This is a genomic window from Mesorhizobium sp. CO1-1-8 (genome assembly GCF_020164875.1).
Classification (GTDB): domain Bacteria; phylum Pseudomonadota; class Alphaproteobacteria; order Rhizobiales; family Rhizobiaceae; genus Mesorhizobium.
This window is the reverse complement of record NZ_JAIUGZ010000014.1, coordinates 111,557-128,897: the sequence shown is the minus strand read 5'-3', so window position 1 is coordinate 128,897 and position 17,341 is coordinate 111,557. Positions and strand designations below refer to the sequence as shown.

The 17,341-nt window shown below is 61.4% G+C and carries 15 protein-coding genes; 9 read left to right on the top strand and 6 right to left on the bottom strand.

Going from position 1 to position 17,341, the window contains the following annotated elements; all coding sequences use genetic code 11:
* The first annotated feature begins 11 nt into the window (after positions 1–11).
* Positions 12–1,229, top strand: a complete 1,218-nt coding sequence (locus tag LB558_RS24970; protein ID WP_224699991.1) for an NAD(P)/FAD-dependent oxidoreductase — start codon at positions 12–14, stop codon at positions 1,227–1,229.
* Between the two features lie 607 nt (positions 1,230–1,836).
* Positions 1,837–2,088: a hypothetical protein gene (locus tag LB558_RS24965; RefSeq protein WP_224699990.1), complete on the top strand. Its 252-nt coding sequence runs from the start codon at positions 1,837–1,839 to the stop codon at positions 2,086–2,088.
* A gap of 436 nt (positions 2,089–2,524) precedes the next feature.
* Here the strand turns inward: LB558_RS24965 and LB558_RS24960 are convergent, their stop codons facing one another.
* The 5 genes from LB558_RS24960 to LB558_RS24940 form a co-directional block, all read right to left on the bottom strand.
* Positions 2,525–3,445, bottom strand: coding sequence for an ABC transporter permease (locus LB558_RS24960; RefSeq protein WP_224699989.1), 921 nt, complete (start codon positions 3,443–3,445; stop codon positions 2,525–2,527).
* Complete coding sequence (locus LB558_RS24955) at positions 3,445–4,512, bottom strand: ABC transporter permease (RefSeq protein ID WP_224699988.1); 1,068 nt, start codon at positions 4,510–4,512, stop codon at positions 3,445–3,447. Before LB558_RS24955 ends, LB558_RS24960 begins: the two co-directional genes overlap by 1 nt.
* Positions 4,496–6,043 carry an ABC transporter ATP-binding protein gene (locus LB558_RS24950; protein WP_224699987.1) on the bottom strand — a complete coding sequence of 516 codons (1,548 nt, stop codon included), beginning with the start codon at positions 6,041–6,043 and terminating at the stop codon, positions 4,496–4,498. Before LB558_RS24950 ends, LB558_RS24955 begins: the two co-directional genes overlap by 17 nt.
* Before the next feature lie 98 nt (positions 6,044–6,141).
* Positions 6,142–7,236, bottom strand: a complete 1,095-nt coding sequence (locus tag LB558_RS24945) for a BMP family ABC transporter substrate-binding protein (protein ID WP_224699986.1) — start codon at positions 7,234–7,236, stop codon at positions 6,142–6,144.
* Positions 7,233–8,072 carry a GntR family transcriptional regulator gene (locus tag LB558_RS24940; RefSeq protein ID WP_224699985.1) on the bottom strand — a complete coding sequence of 280 codons (840 nt, stop codon included), beginning with the start codon at positions 8,070–8,072 and terminating at the stop codon, positions 7,233–7,235. Before LB558_RS24940 ends, LB558_RS24945 begins: the two co-directional genes overlap by 4 nt.
* A gap of 249 nt (positions 8,073–8,321) precedes the next feature.
* On the opposite strand from LB558_RS24940, the gene LB558_RS24935 reads away from it, so the two are divergent.
* The 6 genes from LB558_RS24935 (at position 8,322) to gfa (ending at position 14,395) form a co-directional block, all read left to right on the top strand.
* Positions 8,322–9,182 carry an aromatic ring-hydroxylating oxygenase subunit alpha gene (locus tag LB558_RS24935; protein WP_224699984.1) on the top strand — a complete coding sequence of 287 codons (861 nt, stop codon included), beginning with the start codon at positions 8,322–8,324 and terminating at the stop codon, positions 9,180–9,182.
* A 40-nt stretch (positions 9,183–9,222) separates the two neighbouring features.
* Positions 9,223–10,122: an aromatic ring-hydroxylating oxygenase subunit alpha gene (locus LB558_RS24930; protein WP_224699983.1), complete on the top strand. Its 900-nt coding sequence runs from the start codon at positions 9,223–9,225 to the stop codon at positions 10,120–10,122.
* Positions 10,123–10,143: 21 nt separating this feature from the next.
* Positions 10,144–11,910 (top strand): 2Fe-2S iron-sulfur cluster-binding protein, encoded by a 1,767-nt coding sequence (locus tag LB558_RS24925; RefSeq protein ID WP_224699982.1) that lies wholly within the window; start codon positions 10,144–10,146, stop codon positions 11,908–11,910.
* Between the two features lie 9 nt (positions 11,911–11,919).
* Positions 11,920–12,570, top strand: coding sequence for a glutathione S-transferase family protein (locus LB558_RS24920; RefSeq protein ID WP_224699981.1), 651 nt, complete (start codon positions 11,920–11,922; stop codon positions 12,568–12,570).
* Positions 12,571–12,629: 59 nt separating this feature from the next.
* The gene (locus LB558_RS24915; protein ID WP_224699980.1) at positions 12,630–13,757 is read left to right on the top strand and encodes an S-(hydroxymethyl)glutathione dehydrogenase/class III alcohol dehydrogenase; all 1,128 of its coding nucleotides are present in this window, start codon (positions 12,630–12,632) and stop codon (positions 13,755–13,757) included.
* Between the two features lie 68 nt (positions 13,758–13,825).
* A complete protein-coding gene (gene gfa, locus LB558_RS24910) occupies positions 13,826–14,395 on the top strand; it encodes an S-(hydroxymethyl)glutathione synthase (protein WP_224699979.1) in 570 nt (189 codons plus the stop codon).
* Positions 14,396–14,813: 418 nt separating this feature from the next.
* Here gfa and LB558_RS24905 read toward each other — a convergent pair whose 3' ends face one another.
* Complete coding sequence (locus LB558_RS24905) at positions 14,814–15,332, bottom strand: ferritin-like domain-containing protein (protein WP_013530428.1); 519 nt, start codon at positions 15,330–15,332, stop codon at positions 14,814–14,816.
* A gap of 428 nt (positions 15,333–15,760) precedes the next feature.
* Between LB558_RS24905 and LB558_RS24900 the strand changes: the two genes are divergently transcribed.
* Positions 15,761–17,323: a GMC family oxidoreductase gene (locus LB558_RS24900; protein WP_224699978.1), complete on the top strand. Its 1,563-nt coding sequence runs from the start codon at positions 15,761–15,763 to the stop codon at positions 17,321–17,323.
* Positions 17,324–17,341 lie beyond the last annotated feature (18 nt).

Here is a 17,341-nt window from a genome sequence, read left to right as displayed (position 1 = left end):
GAGATACAGCCATGCCGATCCCCCCGTATAAAGCGCCATCGCGCCCCGCCTACGACATCGTCATCGTCGGCGGCGCCGTCGTCGGTTCGTCGACCGCCTACTGGCTGAGCCAGGCGCTGGGCAGCGGCGCCTCGATCCTCGTGGTCGAACGCGACTCGAGCTATGAATTCTCGTCGACGGCGCTCTCCACCAGCGCGATCCGGCAACAATACTCTAATCCGATCAATGTGAAGATCAGCCAGTTCGGCATCGAGATCATCCGCGGATTCCAGGAGCGTATGGCACCTTTCTACAAGGACGAACCGGCGCCCGACCTCGGCTTCAAGGAGCATGGATATCTCTACTGCTGTTCACCTGATGGCGTCGAGGCGGCGCGCGAGCGCGTCGACCTGCAGCGCAGTTTCGGGGCTCACACGGTGTTCCTTGAGCCGGGCCTGCTGAAGGATCGCTTCCCCTGGCTCAATGTCGAAGATCTCGGCGGCGGTTCCTGGGGGGCTCGGGAAGAGGGCTGGTTCGATTCCGTGGGGCTGATGAATGGTTTCCGCCGGGCTGCCCGCGCCAGTGGCGTCGAGTATATCGACAATGCCGTGACAGGGCTGGATGTCGCCAAGGGGCGGGTCGTCTCGGTGCGCCTCGCGACCGGACAGACGGTTGCCTGCGGAACATTGGTCAACGCCGCGGGCCCGCGCGCGCAGCAGGTCGCCGCCATGGCCGGCCTGTCGATCCCGGTCGCGCCCTACAAGCGCTACAGCTTCGTCTTTGCCAGCGCCAACCCGATCCCCGGTCGAATGCCCAATGTCATTGACCTTTCCGGAACATTCGTGCGTCCCGAAAGCGAACTTTTTCTCACGGGCAACACGCCGCAAGGCGACGGGCCGGCCGACTACGACGACTTTGAAATGCACCATGAAGAGTTCGACGACTACATCTGGCCGGCGCTCTGGCACCGCATTCCGTCCTTCGATGCGCTCAAGGTCCAGACCAGTTGGACCGGCCACTACGAGTACAACATGCTCGACCACAACGGCATCGTCGGCTTCCACCCCGAGATAAAGAACTTCATGTTCGCCAACGGCTTCTCGGGGCACGGGTTGCAACAGTCGCCAGCCGTGGGTCGGGCCGTTTCAGAACTCATCGTCCACGGGGCTTTCCAGACGCTCGATCTGTCGCCGTTCTGTTACGAGCGCATAGATCGCAACGAGCCGTTTCTCGAGGAAGCAGTGATCTAAAGCGAGAGATCGACCCCCATTTTATCTCCGGTATTCAGCCCGTCCAATGAAATTGCATTTTAGTGGGAGAGGTCGTGAAAACTGCTCGCCAAGTTCAGGATATGACAGATCGGATGATTGAGGTTGGTTCGTTGGAGAAGACAACAACGATTGGGAAACCACTGCCCAAAGATCGTCAAGGGCCGGCCAGTTCTTCCTGGGCCACCGTTATTCTGGAGATCGGACGGAAACTCCTCGGAAAATAACAGCAGGGGCTGTTTCGACCTATGGCTGGGAGCCTTTGCGCTTGGCACCATAAAAACGTTGGAGCCGCGCACGCGGAGGCCCCGAGTCGAGCGCGGCGTGTTGGTACTGCTACTCAATTCGAACGACATGCTGGCCGTGCTGACAAGGATGCGAAAGCTCAGGAAGGCAAGCCGCTTTATCGCACCAGCGCGGACTCGGCCGCCACTGGTCGTTTCGGCTTTCCAATCGACGAGCCACGAACGTTCGCCAAGAATCTGTACCATTTCGGACCAAGTCGCCTGCTCTGTCATTTCTTAGTGACTCAAGGTGCAGGCGGAGTCATGCTCCAGCATCCAATGCACTTATGAGGGAGAAGGAAGCCATGTTGTTTCCTGGTCAAGTCGTCCTGCCCGACGAACTGGAGATGCTCGCGCGCGTGTGCCGGACCGCCTGCAAGGAGGAGGATATTCCGCTTAACAGCCGGCAGGCACAGACACTCGCTTCCCATGTCCTGAAGCTTTTCCTGAACGGCCTTACGGGCGAGGAAGAGTTGCTAAGCGCCGAGCGAAACCGCATGAAAAGGCAAGCTCACGTCGACGCCTTGAAACAGCCGCCTGCGCTCCAGGCAGCTTGATGGCAGACAGCACCGGCGCTGTGCCGGCCCCCCTCCCGGCAAGGACAGCATTGGCCGCCCAGCTTGTGTAGGCCGGGACTTTCTGCGACCTGGAATGTTGCAGGTGTGATGCTGATGGCCATGGGCAATCTGCGCCAGGCCCAACCTCTTCGATCGCGGCCGCAATCCTGCTGGTCGGCATAGCCGTCGCGCTCGTGCTGCTTAGGCCGGTTCTGGGCCTAGCCGGGTTGTCGGTGCTGGCCGGCTTGATGGCCTCGTTTGCGGTAGCGCTCGAGCGTTACCGCCTTTCCCCCACCGAATAGCTGGCCAAGTCAGGCTTTGCTGCTACGGCTGAGCACCTAGCCAAGCCGCTTGAATGGTTGAAGCACCTGGCTGGCGCGTGCGGCAAGATTGGCAACGACGTGCAATGGCAGATTTTGAACACGACATCCCTGGCTCAACTCGCCGGACGGAAGGGCTTTGCAAGAGATGCCGGGAAATGCAGCGCCAGCATCTGGCGGTTCCGCGAGATGAGCACCAACACGATGATGGTCGCCAGGTAGGGCAGCGCCGACAGCAGCTCCGAGGGGACTTCCAGTCCCAAAGCCTGCCCCTGCAGCTGCAGGATTGTCATGCCGCCGAACAGCCAGGCGCCAAGCAGAATGCGCAGCGGCCGCCATGTGGCGAAGACCACCAGCGCCAGCGCGATCCAGCCCTTACCGGCGGTCATGTTCTCGACCCACAGCGGCGTGTAGGCGACCGACAGGTAGGCGCCCGCCAGCCCCGCCATCAGCCCGCCAAACAGCACAGCCATATAGCGGATCCTGATCACCGGATAGCCGATCGCATGTGACGTCTGTGGCGACTCGCCGATCGTGCGCAGAACCAGCCCGGCTTTGGTCCTGTAGAGAAACCAGCTGATGGCGACGAACATCAAAAAGCCGAGGTAGACCATCGGGTCGAAGCGGAACAGCAGCGGGCCAATCACGGGCAAATCGGACAAGACAGGTATGTTGACGCGATGCAATGCCTCGATCGGATCGCTGCCGAAACCGCGCCCGAGGAACGCCGAAACCCCTGAACCGAAGATCGCCAGCGCCAGGCCGGCGGCATATTGATTGGTCAGGAAGGTCAGCGCCAGAACGCCGAACAGCAGGGATGCGGCGGCACCCGCCAGCGCGCCGGCCATGATCGCGACAGGCATGGAAAAACCTGCCGTGACCGCCCAGAATGCAAGAGCCGCCCCCATCAGCATCATGCCTTCGATGCCAAGATTGAGAACTCCGGATTTCTCCACCACGAGTTCGCCGAGTGCCGCGAAGATTAGGGGCGTCGCGGCAATGATGGTGCCCGTGAATATGGCAATGAACAGATCCATCAGGCTCTCTCCCGAACCAGGCGAATGCGATAGAAAATGAAGAAGTCGGCGGCGAGCAGGAAGAACAGCAGGATGCCCTGGAAAATCCGCGTCAGCGCCGAGGGCAGGCCCAACGTCATCTGCACGCCTTCGCCGCCGAGAAACAGCAGCGACATCAACAGCCCGCCGAGCACGATGCCGAACGCGTTCAGCCGTCCGATGAAGGCGACAATGATGGCCGCAAAACCATAGCCTGGCGATATTTGCGGCGAGAGCTGGCCGAGTGGTCCAGCGGCTTCCGCCATCCCCGCGATCCCGGCTGCCGCGCCGCCGGCCAGCAGGCCGATCCAGACCGCGGCCGACTCGCGAAAACCCGCATAGCGAGCGGCGAGAGGGGCGGCACCGCTCACCGACATCTTGTAGCCAAGAAAGCTGCGGTCGGTGAACAGCCACATCGCGATGACGGCGACGACGGTGATGAAGATCGAGGAATTGAGCCGGTAGGCCGGATCAAAGGATTGCAGCAGCGCTGCGGCGGGCAAGAGAGCTGTCTGAGGATAGTTGAACCCGGCCGGATCGCGCCACGGTCCATGCACGAGATAGGACAGGAACAGCGTGGCGATGTACGTCATCATCAGCGTGACAAGGATTTCGTTGGTATTCATGCGGGCGCGCAGGAAGGCGGGGATCGCGGCCCATGCCATGCCGGCGCCCATGCCGGCCAAGAACATCAGAGGCAATAGCAGCACGCTCTCGGGATCTGGCCAGAATAGGCCGACGCCGCTGGCGGCAATCGCACCCATCGTGAACTGGCCCTCGGCGCCGATGTTCCAGACATTGGCGCGAAAGCCGACCGCCAGCCCGCAAGCGATGAGGATCAGCGGCGAGGCCTTGAGCAGCCACTCAGACAGCCCGTTCATCGAGCTGAGCGGCTCGATGAAGAACGCATGAAGCGTGGCCAGCGGATCATGCCCGAGGGAAGCGAAGAAGATCGAGCCAACGATGACCGTCAGTGCCGTCGCCAAAACCGGCGCGGCGACGCGCATCGGCGCGGAGGGTTCCGGTCTTTGTTCAATCCTGAAATGCAACGCTGCCACCTCTGTTCGCCGATACGCCTTCGCCCATGCCTTGGCCAGTCATCAGAAGCCCGATTTCCTCGCGGTCGGCGGTCGTGCGGACAAGTGGCGGAGACACCTTCCCCTGGCAGATGACCAGCAGCCGGTCGCAGATCTCGAACAGCTCGTCGAGTTCCTCGGAGACGACAAACACGGCCGCTCCGGCGCGGCTGAGATCGATGATGGTCTGGCGGATGAAAGCGGATGCGCCGACATCGACCCCCCAGGTCGGCTGCGAAACCAGGAACAGCTTCGGCGTGAGCGCGATCTCGCGTCCGACGATAAACTTCTGCAGATTGCCACCCGACAGGCTTTGCGCGGTCGCTTGCGCTCCGCTGGCCTTGACCTTGAACCTGTCGATGATGCCGGTGGCGAAAGCCTTCGCCTTGCGACGGTCGACCAACCCCTTACGCACTGTGCCGAAGCGATGCGCCGTCAGCACGGTATTCTCCCACAGCGTGTGCGATGGCACGGCACCGCGTCCGAGCCGTTCTTCGGGAACGAAGGCGACGCCGAGTTTGCGGCGTTCCTGGGGGCGCAGGCGGGCGACGTCGGTTCCGCGAATCCTGATCGCATCAGCGCGCTCATGAGTGCGTTCGCCGCTGAGCAGGGCGATCAGCTCGGCCTGGCCATTTCCGGAAACGCCGGCAAGGCCGACGATCTCCCCGCCATGCACATTGAACGAAACGTCCTTCAGGTCGACGCCGAAATGATCCCGGGCCTTGACCGAGAGGCCCTTGACCTCAAGCACCGGACTGTCGCTCGGGACCGGCGGGCTGACTTGCATTTCAGGCAGTCTGGAGCCGACCATCATGCGGGCGAGCTCCAGCGATGTCGTCTCCTTGGGGCGGGCGGTGCCGGTGACCTTGCCGTTGCGCAGCACCGTTGCGGTGTCGCAGAGCTCCTGCACTTCGTCGAGCTTGTGGCTGATATAGACGATGCTGCAGCCTTCGGCGGCCAATTGCCGGAGCGTCTCGAACAGCTTGACCACCGCCTGCGGCGTCAACACGGAAGTTGGTTCGTCGAGGATCAAGAGTTTCGGCGCCTGCAGCAGGCAGCGCACGATCTCGACGCGCTGGCGCTCGCCGACCGACAGGTCGTGCACCTGGCGATGCGGATCGATGGGCATGCCGTAGCGGAGCGAGAGGTCGCGGATCTTTTCGGCAAGCGAGGGAAGATGAAATCCGCTGCTTGCCGACAGCGCAATGTTTTCGACCACGGAGACGGATTCAAACAATGCGAAGTGCTGGTAGACCATCTCGATACCGAGCGCGCGCGACACCGCCGGGTTGTGGGCGACGATCGCATTGCCATCGCTGTAGATATCTCCGGAATCGGCCTGCGCCGCACCGTAGATGATCTTCATCAGCGTGGATTTGCCGGCGCCGTTCTCGCCGAGCACGGCGTGGATCTCGCCGGGCTGGATCGACAGTGAAACGTCGTCATTGGCGACGACGCCCGGATAGCGTTTGCAGATGTTGCAGAGTTTTAGACGCGGGTGCATGGCGGTCCTGCCGTGGCGTGAAGCGAGGTTGGACGAGGCGCAAGCCGGCTGTCGCCGAAGCATCTGGGCTTCGGCGCCGGCGGATCTTTGATGGACGATCAGCTCAGCTTGCCGATCATGCCCTTCACGAACCAGTTCATACCGCGGATGTCGTCATCGGCCAGAACAGAACCGGCGGCGACCTTGACGTTGCCGTCCTGGTCCTTCAATTCGCCGGCATAGGGGTGAACCTTGCCGCTGCCGATGTCGGCCTCAAGCTGTTTCAGCTTGGCCCGGGAATCGGCGGGAATGCCTTCATTGTAGGGCGCCATCTTGACCACTCCGCCCGCCAGCCCGTCCCAACGTACTTCCGGCTTCCAGGTGCCGGCAGCGACAGCCTTGGCTGCGCCGACATAATCGCTGGTCCAGTCGAGGACGAACGAAGTCAGCTGCTTGCCGGAGCCGAACTTCGCCATGTCGCTGGCATAGCCGATCGACCAGGCGCCGCCTTCGCCGGCGACCTGGACGCCGGTTGCAGTGTCGGTCATCGAGCAGATGACGTCGCAGCCTTGAGAGAGCAGCGTCTTGGCGGCCTCCTTCTCCTTGCCTGGATCGAACCAGGAATTCAGGAAGATGGCGTTACAGGTGGCGTTCGGGTTGACGCTTTGCGCACCGAGCAGCAGCGCGTTGGCCGGGCCGACGATATCCGGGATCGGAAAGCCGCCGATAAAGCCGATCTTGCCCGATTTCGACATGTGGCCGCCGGCCGCGCCAGCGACGAACGTTCCTTCGTAATATTTGGCTTCGAAGGTGCCGAGATTGGCGAGGTGGACGATGCCGGAGCAATGTTCGAAAGCAACCTTGGGGTACCGCGGCGCCACTTTCTGCATCGGTGTGCCGTGCGAGAAGCTGGTGCCGAAGATCAGCTTGTTGCCGGCGCTGGCCAGTTCGCGAAAAATGCGCTCCGCATCCTGCGGCATGAAGATGTTGTCGATGACGGTAAGCTCGACCTTGTCGCCGAACTCGGCCTTGATGGCCTCGACGCCGAGGCTGTGCTGCTTGGTCCAGCCGATCTCGGCGACCGGCGAGACATAGACGGCGCCGATCTTCAGCACCTCCTGGGCGCGCGCGATCGTTGTCAGTCCTCCGGTGCCGAACGCAGCGCCGAGCGCGCCGCTGTGTTTGAGGAAATTGCGTCTTGTCAGATCGTTCATGATGGTAACCCTCTGTTGGTTTTTTTTGTTGATGCCCGGCTTGTCGGTGCCCGGTCTATTTTGGGGAGATGGACGTGCACGTGCGCCGCGCTACCGCCATTCCCTGATGTGTTGGCTGATTTCCTTGGCGCAACCGGCACGGTTGCGCCGTCGGTCTTGTCGTCGAGATAAGGCGCCAGCGCTTCGGCTGGCGTCATCTCCGGAAACACTTCGCGATCCATGATGTAGCCGCGCACCACCGCGCGATGATGGGTGTCTATCAGGTCCATGGCCTGTTTCAGGCGGCCCTTTTCCAGGAGATCGACGACCCGCGAGTGATCGTCGAGCAGGTTGCAATAGTCGAAATCGGCGGTAATGAGCGACCGCAGCAGCGTCGTGCGGCGCACAAGCTGCGCGTGGATTTCCTGCATCACCTTGTTGCGGCTGAGACGCACGAAGACGGTATGGAATTCCTGACCGAGCACGTCGGCCAGCGCATCGTTGCCAGCAGCGACAGCCTGGCGCTGGCGTTCGACATGGTGGCGCAGTTCGGCCCAGCCGGCAGGGCCGAGGCGGTCGCTCAACTGAGCTGCTACGCCCTGTTCGACCAGGGTCAGCGCGTCGTAGATCTCCAGCGCTTCCTGCATGCTGGGCCGGGCGACGAAGGCGCCGCGGTTACGCTCGATCTGGGCCAGGCCGTCATCGGCGAGGCGGATCAGCGCCTGTCGCACAACGATGCGGCTGACGTCGAATATCTCGGCAAGTTCGCGTTCGCCGAGTTTGCAGCCTGGTACGAGCCGATGATCAATGATCGCGCGCGTCAGTGTTTCCGCGATCGTTTGGGAGCGACCGCTCACGACATGGCTCTCCGCCGTTTGCAAGACATGATTGTGATATCGTCCATATCGAACACATGCCCTCGGGCTGCAACATATCTCGAATTCAGAATTCCATATATGGGAATGCAATCATTGCAATCTGTCAACAAAAAATCGTAATTTGCCACGCAAAAACTTATTGATTGATATCCAATCTTGTGGTTCTTTGATTTCGAAACGCTGAGCTAGGTTCATGGTGAAGGGCTAGCCGAGTGAGAGGGGATGCCGATGGCAACCCGTTGCAATGACCGCGAGCTTTTGAACGACTGGCATATCGTTGCCGACCGCGCGGCACTGGCCGGCGATACACCGTTCCCGACCCGCTTGCTCGGGGTCGATCTTGCCATCGATTGCAGGGATTTTCGCAAGATAGAGGTTGTACGAACGGATACCGGAGCGACGCTCAAGAGCGCCGAGCGATACGGCTTCGTCTGGGCGTGCCTCGATACACCCTGGCGCGACATCATCTATATTCCGGAGGCCAACGAGGCGGATCGTCATCTGGTCAGTGGCGGCTCCATAGCGGTCAAGGTGTCCGGTCTGCGCGCCGTCGAGAATTTCCTGGACATGGGGCATTTCCCCTTCATCCACACTGGCTGGCTCGGCGAGGAGCCGCATACCGAGGTGGCGCCCTACAAGGTGGAAATCACTGACAAGGGCGAGGTTCTGGCGACGGAATGCAAATTCTATCAGCCTGTGGCTTCGCCGACCGCCAGGCACGGGTTTGTCGTCGACTACATCTACAAGGTCATACGGCCCTATACGGTGGCGCTCTACAAGAGCAACCCGATCCAGAAGGAGCGCCTCGACGTGATCACCTTGTTCGTGCAGCCGGTCGACGAGGAAAATTGCATCGCCCATCCTTATCTTTGTTATCTCAAGGAGGGCATGGAGGCGGCGACCGTGCGCAGCTTCATGCAGTTGATCTTCGGCCAGGACAAACCGATCCTGGAGAACCAGGTGCCCAAGCGCCTGCCGCTCGACCCGCGTGCTGAAACGCCGATCCGAGCCGACGCCGTCTCGGTCTACTACCGGCGTTGGCTGCGCGACCGGGCTGTCACCTACGGCGCCATACCGGCGCAATCCTGATTTCGGCAACGACGGTCCCGACGCAGTGAAGGATAGAACGATGGCAAAATGCACGGATACGGTAATCCTGAATCTCTGGCATCCGATCGGCGCGATTGCCGAGACGTCTCCGTTCGCCGTCGAGGAGACGGTGTTGCTTGAGGAGCGTGTCAGTTTTGCCGTCAGCGAGAAGGGCGAACCCGTCGTGTGGCGGTCGCAGCCGGGTTTGCGGCCGGGAGACCGGGCGCCGGTCGTCGACATCGATGAAAGGCTGCCGGCAAAGAGCGCTTATGGCTATGTCTGGACCTCGCTCGGGTCGCCGCCCGAGGATCTGTTTCCGATCCCGGAATACGCGGAAGCGGATCGACGCAAGCTCAACGCCGCGACTTTCGGCGTGAATGTTTCAGCGCCGCGCGCCATCGAGAACTTTCTCGACATGGGCCATTTTCCATACGTCCATACCGACATTCTCGGCGTCGAACCGCACACCGAGGTCAAGGAATATGATGTCGAGATTTCCGCCGACCGCGACGAGATCCTGGCGACGCGCTGCCGTTTCTTCCAGCCGATGGCTTCGACCACCTCGGACGGCGGCGCGGATGTGGACTATGTCTATCGCGTGCCGCATCCCTATTGCTCGGTGCTCTATAAATCGAGCCCCCTCGATGAAACGCGGCGCGATGTCATCGCCGTCTTTCTGCAACCGGTCGACCAGGAGCACGTGCGGGCTCACATGCTGCTGTGTGTGCTCGACGAGGACAATGAAGATAAGGTAATCAAGCGATTTCAGCAGACCATCTTCGGCCAGGACAAGCCGATCCTTGAGAACCAGGTGCCGAAGCGTCTCCCGCTCGATCCTCGCGCGGAAACACCTATACGGGCCGACAAGTCGGCTATCGCCTACCGGCGCTGGCTCAGCCAGAAGGGCGTCACTTACGGCGTCATTCCAGTAGCGGCCTGACAAGATTTTTGGAGACGATGAATGTTGGAAGAAGCCAGGAACAAGTGGCATCCGATCGCCGCTGCCTATGATTTGCCGTACCGTCACGTCTTCCATGGCCAGTTGCTCGGCCGGGAGTTTGCCGTCTGGCGCGCCGATGACGGTTACGTCAACATCTGGGAAAACCGTTGCCTGCATCGTGGCGTCAGGCTGTCGATCGGCATCAATGATGGTCGCGAGCTGAAGTGCCAGTACCATGGGTGGCGCTATTCCAACCGCACCGCCGGCTGCACCTATATTCCGGCCCATCCGGCCGACGCGCCGGCCCGCACCATCACCAACCGCACCTTTCCAGCCGTGGAACGCTATGGCCTTGTCTGGTCGTCCGAAGAGCCACGAGGCGAGGTTCCGGACGTCTCCGGCTTGCCGGAGGGCAAGTTGCTCGTGCTGCGTGGCCTCCCCGTCAACGCGCCGGCCGGCAAGGTCATCGAGAGACTGAAGGCCTATCGTTTCCAGCCCAGCGCCAGGATCGACGGTGACAGCGCCGAGATCCAGGTTGAAGCCGTGCAAGATTTCGCCGTGACGCTGCGCTCAGTGGACGGCAGCGCGAGGACACAGGGCGTCTTCTTCGTCCAGCCGGTCGATTCCAACCGTTCGGTCATTCGTGGCGTGCTGGATCAAGACGCCGATGGGGCTGAGCGGATCGCCATCTTGCGCCATCACAATGAGCTTCTGTCGAAGCTGCGCGACCAGGCGGAGGTGGAGGCTGCGAGCGAATCGGCGCCTGCGCCGATCGAGCCGATCTACGAAAAGGTGTCAGCTGAACTCGCGGAGATGCCGGAATTGATGACGCATGGCCGCAAGGCCGCACTGCGTGTCACGGTGGCGAGGAAATGGCAAGCGGCCGACGGCATAGCCGGATTTGAGCTTCGCCCGATCAAGGGCCTCCTGCCGACCTTCCAGCCAGGCGCTCATATCGATATCCACATGCCCAACGGCGAGATCCGGCAATATTCGATTACCAACGGGCCGGGAGAAACCGACTGCTTTGTCATCGGCGTGAAGCTGGAAAGGGATTCGAAGGGCGGTTCGAAATGCATGCACGAGACCGTGCGTGAGGGCGACGTGCTGGCGATTTCGGAGCCGCGCAACAACTTCCCGCTGCGCCGCGACGCGATCAAGACGCTGTTCATCGCCGGCGGCATTGGCATCACGCCGCTGCTGGCCATGGCACAGGCCCTGAAGAACCAGGAGCTGACGCACGAACTTCACTATTTCGCTCAAGGAAAAGAGCATCTCGCCTTCTCCGATCGCCTGCAGCGCCTCGGTGGTTCGCTCGTGCCGCACCTCGGCCTGACACCGGAGCAGACAGGCGCCAAATTGCGCCAGCTGCTTTCCCCATACCAGAACGGCATGCATGTCTATATCTGCGGCCCCGGCCCGATGCTGGAAGCTGCCCGAAGGACCGCGGCAGAGCAGGGCTGGCCGGATGCCGCCGTGCATTTCGAGTATTTCAAGAACACCAACAAGATCGACGACAGTTCCAGCTTCGAAGTCGCGCTGGCGCGTTCGTGCGTCACGCTGAAGGTGCCCGCGGGCAAGACGATCATGCAGGTCATGCGCGAGAACGGTATCGACGTGCCATCGTCGTGCGAGCAAGGCGCCTGCGGCACCTGCATGGCGACTGTGATCGAAGGGGAGCCGGACCACCAGGACGTCTACCTGAACGATGCCGAGAGAAAGGCCGGGACCAGGATCATGACCTGTGTGTCGCGCGCCAAATCGGCACGCCTCGTGCTGGACATATAGGAGCTGCCGATGATCACGCTTTACGATTACGAACTGTCGGGCAATTGCTACAAGTTGCGCTTGCTGATGAGTTTCCTCGGCGTCGACTACAAAACCGTGCCCATCGACTTCTATCCCGGCCGCGAACACAAATCGGAATGGTTCCTGAAGCTCAATCCGCTTGGGCAGCTGCCGGTCATCGACGATGGCGGGCTGATCCTGCGCGATGCCCAGGCGATCCTGGTCTACCTCGCGTCGAAATTCGATCCGTCGGGCACTTGGTATCCCAGGGACAATCCAGCCCTACTCGGCGAGGTCAGCCAGTGGCTGGCGTTCGCCGACGGCATCACCGCAACCTCGTCGGCGGCTCGCCTGCACGACGCGCTGTTCTACGATTTCGATGTCGATGCGGCACGTGCGGGCGCGCACCGGCTGTTTCGCATTTTCGACGAGCATCTGTGGTTCGGCGAACAGCAAGGCCGCGACTGGATCTGTTCTTCCAGCCACCCGACCATCGCCGACATCGCCTGCTTTCCCTACATCATCCTGTCGGAGGAGGGCGGAATACCCCGCCAGGACTATCCGGCCATCCGGCGCTGGTGCGATCGGGTCAAGCGCATCAAGGGCTTCACTGTCATGTCGGGCGTGTTCCCGGCAGGACCGGCCAAGGTCGCGGCCTAGTCAGTTTCAATCACAAGCGAGGCCACGTCTCGCAAACGAAATTTTGGGGAGTAGAAAGAATGAAAACCCGCGCCGCTGTCGCAGTCGCCGCCGGAAAGCCGCTGGAGATCATGGAGGTCGACCTCGACGGGCCGCGTGAGGGGGAAGTTCTGGTCGAGATCAAGGCGACGGGCATCTGCCACACCGACGAATTCACGCTGTCGGGCGCCGATCCCGAAGGTCTGTTTCCGGCGATTCTGGGCCATGAGGGCGCCGGCGTCGTCGTCGATATCGGCAAGGGTGTCACCTCGCTCAAGAAGGGCGACCATGTCATCCCGCTCTACACGCCCGAATGCCGCCAGTGCCCTTCCTGCCTGTCCAGAAAGACCAATCTGTGCACGGCCATCCGCGCCACCCAGGGCCAAGGCCTGATGCCCGATGGTTCATCGCGCTTCTCGATCGGCAAGGACAAGATCTTTCACTACATGGGCTGCTCGACTTTCTCCAACTTCACCGTGCTGCCCGAGATAGCACTTGCCAAGGTCAACCCCGACGCGCCCTTTGACAAGATCTGCTACATCGGCTGCGGCGTCACCACCGGCATCGGTGCTGTGATCAACACCGCCAAGGTCGAGATCGGCGCCACCGCGGCCGTCTTCGGCCTCGGTGGCATCGGCCTCAATGTCATTCAGGGCCTGAAACTTGCCGGCGCCGACATGATCATCGGCGTCGATTTGAACAACGACAAGAAGGAGTGGGGCGAGCGGTTCGGCATGACGCATTTCGTCAATCCGAAGGAGATCGACGGCGACATCGTCCCGCACCTCGTCAACATGACCAAGCGCGGCGCCGACCAGATCGGTGGCGCCGACTACACATTCGACTGCACCGGCAGCACCAAGGTGATGCGTCAGGCGCTCGAAGCCTCGCATCGCGGCTGGGGCAAGTCGGTCGTCATCGGCGTCGCGGGTGCCGGCCAGGAGATCTCGACGCGGCCGTTCCAGCTGGTCACCGGCCGCACCTGGATGGGGACCGCGTTCGGTGGCGCGCGCGGCCGCACCGACGTGCCGAAGATCGTCGACTGGTACATGGACGGCAAGATCCAGATCGACCCTATGATCACCCATACGCTGAAGCTCGAGGACATCAACAAGGGTTTCGATCTCATGCATGAGGGTAAATCGATCAGAAGCGTCGTGGTTTACTAAAAGACAGCCACACGCCGCCAGCCAACCGGCCGGCGACCTCTGTGGTGAAAACATGGGAGGAAGTAAGAATGGCGGAGAAACTGCATCCGAAAATCGACAATGGGCTGCCCAGGGAAAGCGCGAGCTTTGCCGGCGGCACGCTGGTCTGCGCCTGCACCAGCAAGCCGGTGAAGGTGAAGGTCAAGGGCCAGATCGCCCACAACCACGCCTGCGGCTGCACCAAATGCTGGAAGCCTGAAGGCGCGGTATTCTCGGTGGTGGCGGTTGCCGGCACCGGCGATGTCACCGTCACTGAGAACGGCGACAAGCTGAAAGTGGTCGACCCCTCAGCGCTGATCCAGCGTCATGCCTGCACCCAATGCGGCGTCCACATGCACGGACCGGTCGAGCGCGACCATCCGTTCAAGGGCCTATCCTTCATCCACCCCGAGCGCTTCGAGGAAGACGGCTGGTCGCCGCCGGGCTTCACCGCCTTTGTCTCGTCGATCATAGAATCGGGCGTCGATCCGAGCCGCATGGACGGCATTCGGGGCAGGCTGAGGATGATCGGCCTGGAGCCCTATGACTGCCTCAACCCGGGCCTGATGGACTACATCGCCACCTGGACGGCTAAGAAGTCCGGCGCCCTGCCGGCCTAAAATGGCCGGCCACGGAACGTCTGGCTTTTCGTTGGCCTCCAGCCTCCCGGCCAGGTCAGCGTGTTCCCAAAGCCTGGCGTCTACCGGCGGCGTTATCGGGGTGCACCTCGATAACGCCGCCGGGACTGTTTGTGCGGCGCGAGGTTGCGAGCGATGCATCCGGCCGTTATGCCGGCCGGGATTTCAACAGCAAGCAACTGGCAGCAGGGCGATGGATCCGGCATGCGTGGTGGAACCCACGAACAGCACGTGAAAGCTGGCGAACAAAGCCACAAAAACCGCTGATCGCGGGTGATTTCAGCAGACCCACCCCGAAGTTTCGGGGTGGGTCTGATTGCAAAGGGGGTATCGACGACGCCACGTCGCTAAAGTCGCCCGGCGGCTTGGCGCCGGGGCTGCGCCCGGTCAGGACGTCCAGTCAGGCAGCTTGCTCCAGGGCGCGCTCATTGACGCCGCCTTCGCCCAACCCGGAAAGCGCTTCGTCCGTCGCGACCTCCTCTTTCAATGTCTCGTTGAGGAGCTTGACCACGTCGCTCTTGCCAAGCTGTTCAGCCCACGCGACCAACGTGCCATAGCGCGCGATTTCATAATGTTCGACGGCCTGTGCCGCGCCGACCAGCCCTGCATCCAGCGCTGGGTCACCCTTGTATTCGTCGAGGATTTCCGACCCTTCCTCAAGAATGCCGTCGATCGCCGGACAGGTCTTGCCGCGGGCCGGTTTATCCATAAGTTCGAACACTTGCTCGAGCCGATCGACCTGGCCTTCGGTTTCCATGCGATGTTTCTCAAAGGCTGCGGCCACCTCCTCGGATTCGGCGCCCTTTGCCATCTTCGGCAAGGCTTTGAGTATCTTCTTTTCGGCGTAGTAGATATCCTTCAGCCCATCGAGGAACAAAGCCTCCAGTCCCTTTGTCGTCGCTCTTTTTGCAGTCGCCATGATTTGTCTCCCTTGGATTATCGTGAAAGCTCACCGGCGGTGTAGCCATGGACTAACTTTCCATGGAAGCAGTTGTTCCCTGGGGGCGACGTGAAAGGGCAGCACTTCAAACACTGCTTTTGTCGAGAGCCGATCGATATCAAAAGGCGATGGCGATGACGGTGTGAGAGCCGCAGGCAGGGGGCGAAGAGCATCGGGTTTCGTCGCGCCATATGGAGCAAAGAAACACTTCCGATGGGTTCATATACAAAATCATATTTACATATAAAACAAATCATGATGATCTTGCAGTCGTGCAACGGCGGCTAAGGTGGCCGGTTCCGGGACCCGTCGCCGAGCCTGAATGCCGGCAGATGGTCGTGCGCAATGAAACAACATGATGTCGCGGTCGAGTAAGCCGTGCATTGGTCGGATCCAGGGAGTGCGGCATGCCCTTTGATGTCATCGTTGTGGGAGCCGGCGCAGCCGGGGCTGTTCTTGCCGCCCGGCTCACCGAAGATGCGGCCACGAACGTGCTTTTGCTGGAAGCGGGGCCGGACTACCGGAGCGGCGAGCAACCTGCCGAGATGGCGAGTCCAAATCCCTTCAACCTGCTGCTTCCCGATCATTTTCAGCAACAATACATGTATCCCGACCTGATGGCTCGCCGCACCAAGCGGCAGGAACACCGGGTCTACTGGCGCGGCAAAGGGCTTGGCGGTTCGACGGCCGTCAATGGGCAGATTGCCATTCGCGGCGTGCTCCACGCCTTCGACCGCTGGGAGGAAATCGGATGCAAGGGCTGGTCGGGAGCCGACGTGCTGCCCTTCTTCTGCCGCCTGGAAGACGACCCGATCGCGGCCAATTTTCACGGCAGCGATGGGCCGATTCCGATCTACCGCGCGCCTGTCGAAAGCTGGGGAAGCGTCGACAAGGCCATGCGCCAAAGCGCGATGGCTCTTGGCCATCCCTGGCATGACGATCTCAATGCTCCGGATGCCGAAGGGGCTTGCACCTATCCCATCAACAGTCGAGCCGGCAGGCGCGTGTCAGTCAATGACGGCTATCTGGAAGCTGCCCGCGACCGGCCCAACCTCACCATCATCGGCCAGGCGACGGTGGACAAGGTGCTTTTCGATGGCAAGAAAGCGATCGGCGTTTTGGCCATCGTGGCCGGTCAGGTTCGCAAATTCGAGGCGCCGCTGGTTATCGTCTCGGCCGGCGCCATCCACTCTCCGGCCATCCTGCAGCGCTCGGGCATCGGTCCGGCGGCTCTCTTGAATCGAAAGGACATCGAGGTGCTTGCCGACCTGCCAGTCGGCGAAGGTTTCTTCGACCATCCTTATTGCCGCATCGAACTGAAGCTGAAGCCGGAATTCAAGGCGACCGATGTCGACACGCGGCATACCAACTGCTGTGTGCGGATGAGTTCCGGCGTGCCGGGTGCCGAGCGCGACGACATTCTGTACGTCGCCATGAACCATGGCGGTATCGGCGTGGAATCCGACAGCGCCCAATTCGGCGAGGCCATGGTCAATCTGATCCTGATGGAGGCCAAAAGCCGCGGCACCGTGCAACTGCGTTCCGCCAATCCCTTCGACCAGCCGATCGTAGAAGAGAACATGCTGGACGATCCAATGGACCTTCAGCGCATGCGTATCGCCTATCGCCACCTCGGCGAGATTGCCCGGCAGACGCCGATCCAGGCGATCGCCGAGCGCGTGCTGCTGGGGGATTCCAATCTGCCTTTGTCATGGCTCGAAACGGCAAGTGACGAAGAGGTCGACAATTTCCTGCTGGCGCAGTCTTCCGATGCGCAGCATGGGATCGGCGGCTGTTGCATGGGCCGGCCCGGCGAGGCCGTGGTCGATCCGGAATGCCGGGTCTACGGTTTGGAAGGACTGCGAGTTATCGATGCATCGATCATGCCACTCGATTGCCAGGCAAACACCAATCTCACCTCGATCATGATTGGCGAGAAAATGGCTGACAGCCTGCGCCGGTCCATCTGACAGGTCGCTGCCGAACGG

Bases quoted from the DNA above. Each gene is read 5' to 3' on its own strand.
- LB558_RS24920 (WP_224699981.1), top strand. From the start codon at position 11,920: ATGATCACGCTTTACGATTACGAACTGTCGGGCAATTGCTACAAGTTG.
- LB558_RS24905 (WP_013530428.1), bottom strand. From the start codon at position 15,332: ATGGCGACTGCAAAAAGAGCGACGACAAAGGGACTGGAGGCTTTGTTC.
- LB558_RS24930 (WP_224699983.1), top strand. From the start codon at position 9,223: ATGGCAAAATGCACGGATACGGTAATCCTGAATCTCTGGCATCCGATC.
- LB558_RS24925 (WP_224699982.1), top strand. From the start codon at position 10,144: ATGTTGGAAGAAGCCAGGAACAAGTGGCATCCGATCGCCGCTGCCTAT.
- LB558_RS24960 (WP_224699989.1), bottom strand. From the start codon at position 3,445: ATGGATCTGTTCATTGCCATATTCACGGGCACCATCATTGCCGCGACG.
- LB558_RS24915 (WP_224699980.1), top strand. From the start codon at position 12,630: ATGAAAACCCGCGCCGCTGTCGCAGTCGCCGCCGGAAAGCCGCTGGAG.
- LB558_RS24945 (WP_224699986.1), bottom strand. From the start codon at position 7,236: ATGAACGATCTGACAAGACGCAATTTCCTCAAACACAGCGGCGCGCTC.
- LB558_RS24965 (WP_224699990.1), top strand. From the start codon at position 1,837: ATGTTGTTTCCTGGTCAAGTCGTCCTGCCCGACGAACTGGAGATGCTC.
- LB558_RS24935 (WP_224699984.1), top strand. From the start codon at position 8,322: ATGGCAACCCGTTGCAATGACCGCGAGCTTTTGAACGACTGGCATATC.
- LB558_RS24900 (WP_224699978.1), top strand. From the start codon at position 15,761: ATGCCCTTTGATGTCATCGTTGTGGGAGCCGGCGCAGCCGGGGCTGTT.
- LB558_RS24950 (WP_224699987.1), bottom strand. From the start codon at position 6,043: ATGCACCCGCGTCTAAAACTCTGCAACATCTGCAAACGCTATCCGGGC.
- gfa (WP_224699979.1), top strand. From the start codon at position 13,826: ATGGCGGAGAAACTGCATCCGAAAATCGACAATGGGCTGCCCAGGGAA.
- LB558_RS24970 (WP_224699991.1), top strand. From the start codon at position 12: ATGCCGATCCCCCCGTATAAAGCGCCATCGCGCCCCGCCTACGACATC.